Annotated in this window: 5 protein-coding genes; 3 read left to right on the top strand and 2 right to left on the bottom strand. The window is 54.0% G+C overall.

Annotated features, from left to right (window positions below; translation table 11 throughout):
- Window positions 1-747 precede the first annotated feature (747 nt).
- Window positions 748-4,452: a PAS domain S-box protein gene (locus OSC10802_RS44470; protein ID WP_017717886.1), complete on the top strand. Its 3,705-nt coding sequence runs from the start codon at window positions 748-750 to the stop codon at window positions 4,450-4,452.
- Between the two features lie 736 nt (window positions 4,453-5,188).
- Here the strand turns inward: OSC10802_RS44470 and OSC10802_RS0116520 are convergent.
- Together OSC10802_RS0116520 and OSC10802_RS0116515 are read right to left on the bottom strand one after the other, a co-directional pair.
- Window positions 5,189-5,617: a response regulator gene (locus OSC10802_RS0116520; RefSeq protein WP_017717883.1), complete on the bottom strand. Its 429-nt coding sequence runs from the start codon at window positions 5,615-5,617 to the stop codon at window positions 5,189-5,191.
- A gap of 3 nt (window positions 5,618-5,620) precedes the next feature.
- Entirely contained in the window at window positions 5,621-8,608 is a 2,988-nt protein-coding gene (locus OSC10802_RS0116515; protein WP_232731696.1) for a PAS domain S-box protein, read from the bottom strand.
- A 371-nt stretch (window positions 8,609-8,979) separates the two neighbouring features.
- On the opposite strand from OSC10802_RS0116515, the gene OSC10802_RS0116510 reads away from it, so the two are divergent.
- Together OSC10802_RS0116510 and OSC10802_RS0116505 are read left to right on the top strand one after the other, a co-directional pair.
- Window positions 8,980-10,401: a CHAT domain-containing protein gene (locus OSC10802_RS0116510; protein ID WP_017717881.1), complete on the top strand. Its 1,422-nt coding sequence runs from the start codon at window positions 8,980-8,982 to the stop codon at window positions 10,399-10,401.
- Window positions 10,402-11,089: 688 nt separating this feature from the next.
- Window positions 11,090-12,136 carry a linear amide C-N hydrolase gene (locus OSC10802_RS0116505; RefSeq protein ID WP_063711960.1) on the top strand — a complete coding sequence of 349 codons (1,047 nt, stop codon included), beginning with the start codon at window positions 11,090-11,092 and terminating at the stop codon, window positions 12,134-12,136.
- Window positions 12,137-14,259 lie beyond the last annotated feature (2,123 nt).

The raw sequence follows: 14,259 nt of genomic DNA, 5'->3' as shown, positions 1-14,259 counted from the left end.
TCTTTACATTATAGAGCTAGACTTAAAACGCTGAATTTAACAGCCGGGTGTGTTGCTCTCAAGCGCGCAACGCACCTTCCCATGCAAGTTCCTGAACTCGCCACCCCTCACCAAATGTAAATTATATGAACATCTCTTAATTCTCTGTTCTCCTGCGAAACCAAGAGTTCTCCCGCCAGCATCCCGATAGCGTAAATATACCGAAACCGCCACCTCACGGTGCCAGTTCTTTCGCTCTGCCTCTCCTAAAGCTCGCCATATTTTTGTCAAAGAGGGACGCTCCTGACCGCCCTCACTCCCACCCCTCTCGATCGAGAAGCGAGGGGAAGTAAAATTCAGCAACCTCCGGAAGATTAGTTAGTAATAGACGGGGGATTTTGCCAAAGCAGGAAAAGGGTTATATTATGAATTGTAGCAGGTTTCGCTCAATTTCAAATCCAAAAACTAAAATCGAGATCAGATGTTAGAGCACAGCCGAGCTGTGGGTGCCCCTGGCGCTATTGGGTGGGATTGTCCTGGCTGCGCTTTTCGTGATTCAGCCCCTAGTAGGGGCGGGTTCGATCGGAAATATTTGCCACACAGTAGAGAGCGTTGCTCACCCCCCGTGGCCGCCCCCCGTGGCCGCCCCCCGTGGCCGCCGGGAGCAGGTGGGAACACCCCCTCGTCAAGTAAAAATGCCGGACTGCTAAACTGGCAGAAGGCAACAGGCTGACACAACAGCGCCCGAAAAATTCAGTGCCGTGAATTATGAAATCCAATGTCCTGAGAGGACGGCGCAAAAGCGAACGTGCCTCTGTAGAGAATTTAGCTATTAGAGTTGTCTTTCTATATGCCTCGCTCAGCAGCCTGTGGGTGCTGTTTTCCCACCGGCTGCCCAGTGCGCCGAGCTACGACCTAGCCGGGCTAGCCTGGCCGGTCGCCGTTACAGGCTGGGCGTTTCTATTGGCAACAAGCGGACTGGTCTATCTGCTAATGCGCCGGAGCGCGCGAATTGAGCAGGAAAAGTGCGGCGCGCTGCAGTCTGTGATAGAAAGCACAACAGATCCGATTTTTGTCAAGGATCTTCTGGGTCGCTATTTGACAGTGAATACCGCCGCTGCCTGCCTCCTCGGCAAGCCGGTGGAGGAAGTGCTGGGGCGCGACGACACAGAATTCTTTCCGCCGGAAACCGCCCGAGAAATTGTGGGAGCAGATAGGAGAGTCATCGCAATAAGTCAAACTCAACCCTACGAAGAAGTCGCCACACTCAAGACGGGCGGGCGAACGTTTCTCACCACCAAAAGCGCCTGTCGCAACCGTCAGGGCAACGTCACCGGCGTCATAGGCAGAGCGCACGACATTACCGGTCGCTTGCAGGCAGAGCAGGCATTGCGGGAAACCGAGCGCAAACTGCAGGCGCTGATTGAAGCCGCGCCGGTGGCCATAAATATCCTCGATTTGCAGGGGAGAGTTCAGCTGTGGAATCCAGCTGCAGAGCGGATTTTTGGGTGGAGCTCCCAGGAAGTCAAAGGACGCCCTCTTCGTGTGGTTCCGGAAGACAAACTCGACGAACTCACAGGGGTGCTGGAGACTGTGTTCCAGGGGGAAGCCGTTACTGGCTGGGAAACGCAGCGCCGGCGGAAAGATGGCACCCTGATAGACGTCTGCATCTCCACCGCACCGCTGCGCGACGCCAAGGGCAAGATTGCCGGTGCAATGGGTATCATTTCGGATATAACCGAGCGCAAAACCCTCGAGCGGGAGCGGGAGCGCCTGATCGAGCAACTCAGGCGAGAGACAGAAGACCTCGCTGCCCTCAGCGCCGTCACCGCCAGCGGAATCAGCACCCTGAATCTGGAAGAACTGCTCGACGCGCTGCTCGGGCGAATTGTAGAGGTAATGGGGGCTGACTTTGCGGCGATCCTGCAGGAGGAAAATGGCCAGCTGCACCTGCGCGCCTGCGCAGGGCTGGAAGGAAGCTCGGCGAGCCGCTGCCCCTACGACAGCCCTGTTGAGATCGGGCAGGGGTTCGCCGGCACAATTGCCGCACTCGAGCAGCCCCTCTATATAGAGGACGCCCAAACTGACCCTCGCACCAGCACTGAATTCATCAAACAGCTCGGCATTCGCAGCATGCTGGGCGTGCCGCTGAAGCGCAACAGCACCCTGCTGGGCGTCCTCCACGCTGACTGGCACAGCCTCCACCCCTGTAGCGAGCGCCAGACACACCTGCTGGAAATCACCGCAGAGCGGTGCGCGATGGCGATTCTCAACGCCCAGCTGTTTGAGAAAACCAAACAGCTGCAAGAGCACCATTTGATGCAAATTAACCGCATGCCAATTGGCTGCATCCTTCACGATTCGGAGTTTCGCATTACCGATTGGAATCCCGCTGCAGAAAGAATTTTTGGTTTCACCAAGGCAGAAGTCCAAGGCAGTGTCCCCGACCGGCTTGTTCCGGAAGCGCTTCGCCTCGATCTCGACAGCCTCAAGCAGCGGCTGAAGGAAGGGGACATGACGGCGCACAGCCTCAACGAGAACCTCACCAAAGATGGCCGCACGATTATCTGCGAGTGGCACAACACGCCGCTCAAACAAGCCGATGGCACAGTCACAGGAGTGCTTTCAATGGTGGCAGAGGTCACCGACCGCGTGCGGGCGATTGAGCAGCTGCGGGAAAGCACCATAGAAGGGGTTTGGGTTCTCGATGCGGAAGACAAAACAGTTTTTGTCAGCCGGCAAATGGCAGAAATGCTGGGCTACACCCCAGAGGAAATGCAAGGGCAGCCACTGCAGGCGTTCTTGGACGAGGCATCGCAAACCCTGGCCGCGACCGGCAGGTCGCTCCGCCGGCAGGGCATCCAGGAGCGTCAGGATTTGCAATTCCGCCGCAAAGACGGCTCAGAGCTGTGGGCCATTGTCTCTACCCATCCGATCTTCAATGCCGGTGGCAGCTGCGCCGGCGCTCTGAGCGCCATTACTGACATCACCGTTAGCGCTAGCGGCGCGTCAGCGCTGCGCAAGCGAGTGGAGGAGAAACTGCAATATTATGCTTTCTACGACCTGCTGACCGGGCTGCCCAACCGAGCCCTGTTCCTGGCTCGCGCCGCAGAGCTGATTGAGCGTGCCAGACTGGGGGAGGGGGGTTTATTTGCCGTACTGTTTCTCGATATGGAGCGGTTCGGGATTGTTAAGTACAGCCTCGGACACCTGGTAGCCGACAAATTGCTGATTGCCACCGCCCGCCGGCTCCAGAAGTGCCTGCGCCCCACAGACACCGCCGCCCGAGTCGGATCGGACGAGTTTGCCATTCTGCTGGCGGATATTCAGGACGTCTCGCAGGCGATGAGCATCGCGGAGCGAATTTACCAGCAACTGGCGTTGCCGTTTGACCTCGATGGGCGTGAGGTGTTCTCCACTACCAGTATCGGCATTGCGCTAAGTTGGAGAGACGAGCATCTCGAACACACGCCATCGGTCGCCTCTTGTAGAGACGCGATAAATCGTGTCTCGAATCGCGTCTCGAACCAGGAAAATCCCCACTCTCAACTGCCCGCCCTGATTTATGACCTGCCAGAGGACATCCTGCGCGACGCCGACACGGCGATGCACGACGCCAAAGTGCACGGTCAAGCGCACTGCGCTGTCTTCCACCCAGCCATGCATTTAGGAGCCCTGACGCGCTTGCAGTTGGAAAGCGACCTGCAGCGGGCGATTCAGCGCCGGCAGTTTCAGGTCTTTTACCAGCCGATTGTCTCGCTCGCGACCGGCAAGATTGCCGGTTTTGAAGCGCTGGTGCGCTGGGAACACCCCTCGCGGGGGATGGTTCCCCCGGGAGAGTTTATCCCCTTGGCAGAAGAAACTGGGCTGATTAGCTTTATCGACCGCTGGGTGCTGCGGGAGGCGTGCCGGCAGCTGGGGCTCTGGCAGAGGGCATTTCCAGCCCCTCAGCCTTTGATGATGAGCGTGAATCTGTCTGGCGTCCAGTTGGGGCAGCTGGGGATGATTGAGCGGCTTGACCAAATTCTGCGGGAGACGGGTATCAATCAAGGCAGTTTGAAGCTGGAGATCACTGAAAGCGCTATCATGCAAAATACCGCCGCTCAGATCGGTATGCTAGAGCAGCTGAAAGCCCTGGGCATTCAACTGTCGATTGATGACTTTGGCACCGGCTACTCCTCTCTGGCGCGATTGCACCAGCTGCCGGTCGATACCTTGAAGATTGACCGCTCTTTTGTCAGCCGCATGACTGCGGATAGCGACAATTCAGAAATTGTCCAGACCATTGTCCGGCTGGCTCACAATCTGGGCATGGATGCCGTCGCCGAAGGTGTGGAAACGCCCCAGCAGATGGAGATCCTCCGGACGCTGCAGTGCGAGTACGGGCAGGGATATTTTTTCTCCAAGCCGGTGGACAGCGAGGCGGCTCGGGCGCTACTGCTGTCGGAAAGATCCCCCAACCAGAACAATTAAACCTTGGCCATTGGGCATGAGCCAGCCGCCGATGGGCCAGCCGCCGATGGGCCAGCCGCCGATGGGGCATGGGACATTGGGCCCGACTGTGGGGGCAATGTTTGTCAGCCAACCGCATACTTTTCTGGTTTCCGGAAGAAAGCATATATACAAAACCGGTCTAAACCCGGGAATTTGTAAAAACCATTCTTTCGGAAACTGTAAAATTTTTCTCCAGGCGCTGGCCATTGATACGGTTTCGTGGGGGACTGCTCCGGTTTTTTGGGCCATTGGGCATCTGGCATGGGCCATTGGGCCCGTCTGTGGGGGCAATTTTTGGGAGCAACGGGCACACTTTTCTGGTTTCCGGAAGAAAGCATATATACAAAACCGGTCTAAACCCGGTAATTTGTAAAAACCATTCTTTCGGAAACTGTAAAAATTTTCTCCAGGCGCTGGCCATTGGTACGGTTTCGTGGGGGACTGCTCCGGTTTTTTTGGCCATTGGGCATCTGACATGGGACATTGGGCCCGTCTGTGGGGGCAATTTTTGGGAGCAACGGGCACACATTTCTGGTTTCCGGAAGAAAGCATATATACAAAACCGGTCTAAACCCGGGAATTTGTAAAAACCATTCTTTCGGAAACTGTCAAATTTACCTCCAGGCGCTGGCCATGGGTACGGTTTCGTGGGGGCGATGGCGACTGGGCGGTGTATTTAAGGACTAATTTGCACAAATCAAATAGAACCGCTATATTAAGGAATTTCACTCATCGTCCAGTATCTGTTGAGCGTGGCAATCGCATCAACAAAACTGGAAAACGTCACCGGCTTCAGGATATATCCAGCCACATTTAAGTTATAGGCTTCCACCTTATCTCTATCCTCATTAGAAGTGGTAAGCACGATAGCCGGGATCATTCTCAAGTCAGGGTCAGCTCGCAATTCCCTCAGGAATTCGATCCCATTCATCTTGGGCATATTGATGTCGAGCAAGATGAGCCGGCGCAGGGGTGGAATCTGTGGTGGCTTGCCATTTCCCCGCAACATAGCCAGAGCCTCAATCCCGTTTGTAGCAACGTAAAGCGGGCAATTGATATTGTTTTTTTTTAGCGCTCGGCGGACGTTCATCACGTCAACCTCATCGTCCTCTACGAGTAAAAGATGAATGATTTTATCTTCCATAGTTTAATAATGTTGAGCTTGTTTTTTCTGCCATGTGAAGCGAAAAATTGCGCCTTGACCTTCTCGGGATTCCAGGTGGATAGTCCCCCCCTGGCTCTCCACAATTTTCTTGACGAGCGCCAGACCGATGCCGGTGTTTTCCACAATGTCGCGAGCTTCCAAAGTTTGAAAGATCGCAAACACTTTCTCGTGGTACTCGGGGGCGATTCCCGGACCGTCATCAGCCACAGCAAATTCGTAAAAATCGCCGTCCTCTCGAACAGATATTTTCACACAGCCAGAGCCAGAGCGGTTGTGTTTGATGGCATTGCCGATCAGATTAGCAAACACCTGCTGCAGGGGCAACCGCTGCGTCTCAAGAGCCGGCATTGCCGGTGCAACGTCCACAGTAAATGAAGGTGGCGGCGCTATAGAATCAATCACATCAGCGAGCAACTGACCGACATCCACAGTTTCCACAGCATTCTGAACCCGCCCGACGCGGGAATATTGCAGCAGCCCATTAATGAGCGCTTCCATGCGCTGTACGCGACCGCGCAGCAGATTCATTTGGTGCTGAGTCTCCCCAGTCAGCGCGTCGCCGAGGTCTTCTTCAATCCAGCTGCTGAGGTTAGAGATTGCCCGCAGCGGCGCTTTCAAGTCGTGGGAAACCACATAAGCAAACTGGTCGAGTTCCTGATTGCGCTTGCGCAGCACCGCAGTGGTTTTCGCCAAAATAGCAGTCGTGCGGGCCAGTTCTTCAGCTCGGGCTTGCAGCGCCTCCTGCGCCTCTACGCGGTGCGTGATATCCTCCACCACCCCCATCAGAGATTGGTTGCCCTCCGGGTGGCGCAGCAGCGAGACCGTCAAATTCACCCACACCGGCAGCCCATCTTTGCGGATGTAACGCTTTTCCAGCGAGTAAGTTTCCATCTCTCCCGCTTGCAGTTTTCGCAACAGCCCCAGGTTAGCCTGCAAGTCATCTGGGTGGGTGAGCTCTTGAAACATCCGCCCCAGAAGTTCTTCCCGGGTGTAGCCCAAAATCTCACAGAGCTTTTGATTAACCCGAAGAAATTGGCCGTCCAGTGTCTTTTCAGCAATCCCGACAGCCGCCTGCTCGAAGGTGGCGCGGAAGCGCTGCTCGCTCTCCGCCAAAGCAGCCTCTGCCCGTATGCGGTCGGTGATATCGTCGAAGGTGCACAGAATTCCCACCACCTTCCCCGCCGCATCCGTAAGTGGAACTCTGTTGGCATCGGCACAAATCAGTTTGCTCTCGGGCTCCTGCAGCGAGAAGCGCTCGACAACGTGATAAATCGGCGTATTCGTTTCCATCACCTGCCGGTCAAACTCCCGCGTGCGATAGACTTGCTCTCGGCTCACCGGCAGGTCAAAGTCCGTCAAGCCAATAATATCTGCCGGACTGTTCAACCCCAGCAGCCACGCCATATTGTTATTGCACCCCAGGTAGACAGAATTCCCATCCTTCCAAAATATAAACTGCGGGATGCTGTCCATCACCAGCTGCAACATTTTCTGCGATTCGCGCAGAGCCTTCTGCGCTTGCTGGCGCTGGGTGATATCATTGTTGATTTCTAAAATGGCCACTGGCTGGCCCTCCTCATCCCGCTGCAAAGTCCAGCTGCTGGCCACATTCACTTTTGTGCCGTCGCGCTTGCTATGAACCAGTTCCCCCTCCCAGTGACCCTCCCGCAACAGCACTTGTTTGATTTTCTCCACAGGGTGGGGAAATAGGGTTTGCAAGAGCGCGTGGGCGTTTTTCCCGAGAGCTTCTTTCTTCTTCCATCCGTACAGCCGTCTGGCTCCCTGATTCCAATAAGAAATCGTACCGTTGATGTCCAGTACCAGGATGCTGTCATTCGCCAGATCCAGCAACTGCGCTTGGTTGCGCACGGTTTCATCCGCTTTCCGGCGCTCCGTGATGTCCCGGCAGATCGCAATGAACAAAACCTGATCGCCGGCGCGCATCTCACTAACCGCCAGCTCCATTGGGAACTTAGCGCCGGTTGCCCGCCGCCCGACAGTTTCCCGCCGGCAGCTGCACAGCTTAGCGCTCGCCGTTCCCAGAAAATAGCTGAGCGGATCGCCAGTCGTGTCCTGACGGACCGGCTCAGCGATCAGCCGCCGCAGGTTCGCTCCTTTGATTTGCGCCACTTTATACCCGAAAATCCGTTCGGCTTGAGGATTGAACGACTCAATATTCCCCAGCTCGCTGAGGGTGATAATGCCATCGGCGGCGCTGTCTACCACAGCCTGAATGCGAGCCTTACTCTCTTGCAAACCCGCTTCCCGCGCTCCCACTTCCCGCTCCAGCCGCTGAAACAGGTGCCAGGAGGCGCAACCGCCTAGCAGGCTGGCAAGCATTGCAGCCCACTGCACGGCGCTGGCACTTCTCTGCCAGTATGTGATTTGCTCATTCAGCTGGCGCTGCAACAAATCCTCCGAGGCAACAAACTCTGCAATCTGTTCCCGCAGAGCATCCATCTTCAATTTGCTTTCCACCAGCAGCGCAGTCAGTTCTGGCGATCGCCGTGTTTGGCTGCCCAACCTCTCGATCGCCTCCAGCGTCTTTCCCGAGAGATTCATTCTCTGCTGAGCGCTTTCTTCAATTTTTTTTAACGGCTGACGCCTGGTGGGATTGTTCTCAACCAGAAGGTCGAGTTTTTTTAGCGAGTCAGGCAAGACGCTGTTTGCTGCCTTATAGGGTGCCAGAAATTCAGGACGCCCCGTCAGCCCGTAACCCTGGATGGCTGTTTCGGCATCCACCACAGTTGCCAGCAAGCGATTGGCTTGCAAAAGTACCCGCTCGCTTTGTCGCACCTGCTTTTGAGCCGCTTTGGTGTTAAACTCCAGCCACGCAAATGCCAGCAGTGAGGCGAACAGACAGGTAACCGGGATGGCTACAATCAGCGCCCCTTGCCTGCCCACCTGGTCTTTGAGCCATCGGGAGCGCCGCAGTTTGGTGAGGAAGGCATCCATTGATTCTTGTCCCAAATGGGGAGTGTAGTTTTTTTACAGCTTGGAATGTCACTAATTGTATAGTGCCCCACCCTGGGGTCAGAATCCCTTGCCCCACAGGAGGTGGGGGAGCCGGCTCTCAATCTAAGAAATAGAACTATTTCGCTGCGGGCGGGATATTCTCACACAGAGAGCGGGCTCGGCAAGTGCGTGTAGGTGCCGGCAAATTTATACCGTAAGGGGGATGATCTTTAACCCTCTGATGTGCTATACATAGAGCTTGAACTCAAACTAAGTAAAAACAGCTGATAGCCGCATTCCCCTGAATTCCTCACCGGCAGCACGCCGCCAGCAAGCGCCAGAATCAATCCCGGAAACTGGACTGTTTCGCCCCAGGGAAACCCCCCATGAAATCAGCAGTACGCCGCATTAGCCGGTTGCTAGCAGCCGCGATCCTGGCGGCAACCCTCACCGCACAAGGGGTGCCGGCACACTCCCCTGTCCCGCCCCCCGGCAGCGCCTCTGGCGAGTACGGGGTGCCGCCCCTACACGCTGCCGAACAGACTGTCCCAGCACCAGCTGCTGCGCCCCTAGAACTCGAAGACATCCTCAAGCAAGAATCCCTGGCGGAGGCTGTCACCGCCATCGAGCGCCACTGGGAAGAGTCTTATGAAGATTACTTTAAAGCCAATCTCGCCGGCCTGCCGCTGACGGCGCAGGAGATTGCGGCAACTCTCGACTCAATCGGGCGCAAGACCGGCACCAAACCGGCCCTGATCTATCTGGTTCCAGGCTCGCAGCAATTGGCACTGGTGTTGATTGCCCCCCAGCGCCTGCCGGTGCGCATTCTCGTGCCGGCAGCGCCCCGAGAGAGGCTGCTGGAGGTGGTTCAAGATTTCGGCGAGCAAATCAAAAACCCCAGAAAACTCAGCACCACCTCTTACCTGCAACCAGCGCAACAGCTCTATCAGTGGATGGTTGCGCCGCTGGAAAGCGAGTTGCGAGCAGCAAGCGCCGATACGCTGCTTTTCTGCGCTGGGCCAGGATTGCGGGCTATGCCCCTGGCTGCTTTGCATGACGGGCAGCAGTTTTTGGTAGAAAAGTACAGTCTCGCCCGCATTCCTGCTTTTAAGCTCACTGATACGCTCTATACGGACATCCGCAATTCCCGCGTCTTGGCAATGGGGGCGTCGGAATTCCAAAAACTCAGTCCGCTGCCGGCGGTGCCGGTGGAACTGTCGGCAATTGTGGGCAAATTGTGGCCCGGTGAAACGTTCCTCAACCAAGCCTTTACTTTAGCTAATCTCCAGTCTCACCTGAAGCCGCAGTCTTTTGGGATTGTTCACCTGGCCACCCATGCCGAGTTCCAGCCCGGGGAAGCGAACAAATCCTACATTCAGTTTTGGGACGCCAAGCTGACGCTGGACAAGATGCGCGATCTCGGCTGGAAAAACTCGCCGGTGCAGCTTTTGGTGCTGAGTGCCTGCAGGACGGCGATCGGGGACAAACAGGCTGAGCTGGGGTTTGCCGGTTTAGCTGTTCAGAGCGGCGTCAAGTCAGCTGTGGCTAGTTTGTGGTATGTTAGCGATGCCGGCACCCTGGCGCTGATGAGTGAATTTTACCGTCACCTGAAAACCGCTCCGATTAAGGCGGAAGCGCTCAGACAGGCGCAGATGGCGATGATCCGGGGGCAAGTCCCTTTGCAAAGGGGTTCGCTACAGCGCCCCACAGGGAGTCCGCCTCAGCCGGCAGCACCCCGACTGCCCTTGGAAAATTTCTCTCACCCTTTCTACTGGTCAGCTTTTACGATCGTTGGCAGCCCCTGGTGATTGGGTGCAGATATAGAGCAGTAGCAACTTAGGTTAGGACACTAGATCTTGGGGCTAGGGCGAAGCCGTAGCTACGCCTATACTTCGTAGGACAGGCGTTCCTTCCAAGGAGCGTGTCCATTACTGAGCTGTCTATTGCTATAAAACTTTACATTTGGACTGATATTCCCCCTTCCATGAGTCAGATTACTTAACCGCAAGTGGATTGGACATTGGGTATTGCTTTTTAGGGAAAAGTGGCTTGATTTGAAAAACTTATATAAAATCCTTGGGACATAGGAAAAAATGATTTTTTAAAAAGTCTAGCTCTGTTATTATGTTCACAGGTAACAGAAGTGCTGTTACAGCACCAGGTACGGCCCGTTCCTTTAGGGAAGCTGCGGGCCAGCGCTGCGGGCGCGAAGAGCGCTTTTGCCGTACCTCCGAGTTGGTTATACCCGCAGGACAGCCAGAGGCTGTCCCAATGGTGAGCATCCCGATTATGTAGGGGCGAGCATGAGGGCGAATAATCTCTAGGTCAAAACCAGGAATTGATAATCCGAATTCTTCGCCCTCACCAGGATAGTTTCAAAAACGGGATGCTCCCGTCCCAATGTCCCAATGTCCCTGAGGGCTGGCCGAACGCAACGCAGTCCTAAGTTGACTGTTGATTGCTGTATATCGAAAATTAGTAAGGAGTCTTGATTTCATGTGTACCGGCATTCGCATAAAGGCGAAAGATAACTCTGTTATCCATGCCCGAACGATGGAGTTTGGTGTTGATATCGAATCGGATGTTATTGTCGTCCCCCGGAAGTACAAGTTAACGGGTAAAACCCCAGACAATAACTCCCAGGGATTGAGCTGGGAGACAAAGTACGCATGTGCCGGCCCGAACGCAAAAGATACGTTAGTACTCACAGATGGCTTGAATGAAAAGGGGCTAGCGGTTGGCTCATTTTATTTCCCCGGATATGCCGATTTCCAAGAGGTGTCGGAAAAAGACTATCCCCAGACTATCGCTCCCGATCAGTTTGGGATTTGGGCGCTCAGTCAGTTCGCCACAGTGTCAGAGGTCAAAGCTGCATTGCCCACTGTGAAGGTAGGTAAAGTCATATTTGAAGAATTTGGCTTTATCCCACCGCTTCATTACGTCATTCATGACAGCGAGGGCAATTGCGTTGTGGTTGAATATGTGAAGGGCCAGTTAACGTTGCATGATAATCCGCTGGGATTGATAGGGAATTCTCCCACTTTTGATTGGCACCTGACCAACCTGCGCAACTATGTTAATCTTTCACCGTTAAACGTGCCGCCAGTGGAGCTGAGTGAGATGAAACTGGAGCAATTTGGCGAGGGGAGTGGGTTGCTGGGCTTGCCCGGTGATTTTACGCCTCCCTCTCGCTTCGTCCGAGCTGCAGTATTCAGTAAAACTACCCAGGCAGTGCTCCCCGCAGAAACTGGCGAGCAAGCTGTGCTTCAGGCTTTCCACATTCTTAACAATTTCGACATTCCCCGAGGTTCAGTGCGCCCCGCTCCGAACTCGGAAACTCCGGATCATTATGACTATACCGTGTGGACTTCAGCTTGCGATTTGCAGAGCAAACGGTTCTACTTCCACACCTACGAAAGCCGTCTTATTCGCATGGTGGATCTGATGAAGTGCGATCTGGATGCTCAAGAGATTGTGAGCATTAAGATGTCAGACTCTGAGCATATTCAAGACGTAACCCATAAGGCACAACCTGGTTTATAGGTTTAGATTTTGATAGTCTAGATTAGATAGCTCAAGTTGCTACTTACCAGTGAGTATGGTGAGATCCCCCCCTAGCCCCCTAAAAAAAGGGGGGACATTCTCAAAGCCCCTCTTTTTAAGGGGGGTTTGGGGGGATCTAGAGGTTTAGACTTGTAGGGAGAAATTTGAGTTAGATAGGTTAAATTAGGGTCTGTCCAATTGCCTCTCTAATCTAAGATTTAAAATCTAGGGTTTCTAGTTGTGAAGTTGTGGTAGTAACCTAGTTTCTCAAACGTTGGGGCTGAGGAGGGAATAAGAAACCGGGTTTCTTATTCAAGGGTTGGGGTTGGATGCCAAAGTTGTCGCAGAAACCCGGTTTCTGCCGGGCGATCAGGGGCTGGGGGGGATGAGAAACCAGGTTTCTGATTCAAGGGTTGGGGTTGGATGTATGATTGTGCCGGTGACACGATATCCTAGCTCTTGAAAGTTGAGCACGCTTTTCACCTCTCACCGGCAACTCCCTCCCAAACCCTCACCCCTCCGCCCCCAGGACAGTTCGGATCGCGATTAACCGGAAACTGTGTGATTTTGAAGACTGTAACTCCCATCATGTATGATTCACAGAATTTAAACTTATACAAATTACGTTTGATTAGTTTGGATTGCTCCCCGGCGGGGCTTTTCCGAACTGATCTGGGTTTCGCCCGGGGGGCGGGGCAATTTGAAACTAATTAAACAGAAATTGTCTAATTTTAGATCGCAAGAGTCATGCTCAAAAACAGTTCCAGGGATTTACTTAAGACAAAATCCGACTGATTTGTATCAAAACTGCCGGCGGTTGGGGTTTTGGCGTCAGTGATGGGGGGGCGGCTCGGCGAGGGCTGTACACTGTTAATATGTCCGAGTCTCAGTGCCGGTGATAAGATATTTCACCTCCTGACAGTTGAGCTCTCACCGGCAGCTCCCCACCTTTCCCTGATGCATGCCTTAAGCTAAGCCACCCCGCTGCAGGATGTTCATATTGTGATTAACCGGATTTTGTCTAATTTTATAACGTGCCTGCCATATCCCTTAGGGGTTATAGCTGTCTGCTCTATCCTATATCCGGTTAATTTGTATCGAAACTGGCCGGGTGCCGGTGATTGGGCGGTTTCCGCCTTACACTGTTGATAGGTTTGAGTCAGAGTGCCGGTGGCAAGATATGTCCTCTCCTGAGTGTGGATCTCTCACCGGCAGCTCCCCACCTTTCCCTGATGCATGCCTTAAGCTAAGCCACCCCGCTGCAGGATGTTCATATTGTGATTAACCGGATTTTGTCTAATTTTATAACGTGCCTGCCATATCCCTTAGGGTTTATAGCTGTCTGCTCTATCTTATATCCGGTTAATTTGTATCGAAACTGGCCGGGTGCCGGTGATTGGGCGGTTTCCGCCTTACACTGTTGATAGGTTTGAGTCAGAGTGCCGGTGGCAAGATATGTCCTCTCCTGAGTGTGGATCTCTCACCGGCAGCTCCCCACCTTTCCCTGATGCATGCCTTAAGCCACCCCGCTGCAGGATGTTAATATTGTGATTAACCGTATTTTGTCTAATTTTATAACGTGTCTGCCATATCCCTTAGGGGTTATAGCTGTCTGCTCTATCTTATATCCGGTTAATTTGTATCGAAACTGGCCGGGTGCCGGTGATTGGGCGGTTTCCGCCTTACACTGTTAATATGCCCGAGTCAGAGTGCCGGTGGCAAGATATGCGATCTCCTGAGTGTGGATCTCTCACCGGCAACTCCCCGCCTTCCCCTGATGCATGCCTTAACCCCCCCACCCAGAAAGTTCGGATCGCGATTAACCGGATTTTGTCTAATTTTGTAACGCGCAAGCCATACCTATTATAGGTTATAGCTATCTTATCTATACAAAATCCGGTTGATTTGTATGGAAGCCTGGGAGTGGGCACCACTCAAAAGGGGGCTGACGCCTTACACTGTTAATATGCCCGAGTCAGAGTGCCGGTGGCAAGATATGCCAGATCCTGACAATTGAACAACTCCCCAAACCTCTCACCGGCAACTCCCCGCCTTCCCCTGATGCATGCCTTAACCCCCCCCACCCAGAAAGTTCGGATCGCGATTAACCGGATTTTGTCTAA

It is taken from the genome of Kamptonema formosum PCC 10802 (assembly GCF_000332335.1).
In the GTDB taxonomy this organism is placed as follows: domain Bacteria; phylum Cyanobacteriota; class Cyanobacteriia; order Cyanobacteriales; family Oscillatoriaceae; genus Oscillatoria.
This window is presented reverse-complemented; position numbering and strand designations above follow the sequence as displayed.

Bases quoted from the DNA above. Each gene is read 5' to 3' on its own strand.
- OSC10802_RS0116505 (WP_063711960.1), top strand. From the start codon at position 11,090: ATGTGTACCGGCATTCGCATAAAGGCGAAAGATAACTCTGTTATCCAT.
- OSC10802_RS0116520 (WP_017717883.1), bottom strand. From the start codon at position 5,617: ATGGAAGATAAAATCATTCATCTTTTACTCGTAGAGGACGATGAGGTT.
- OSC10802_RS44470 (WP_017717886.1), top strand. From the start codon at position 748: ATGAAATCCAATGTCCTGAGAGGACGGCGCAAAAGCGAACGTGCCTCT.
- OSC10802_RS0116510 (WP_017717881.1), top strand. From the start codon at position 8,980: ATGAAATCAGCAGTACGCCGCATTAGCCGGTTGCTAGCAGCCGCGATC.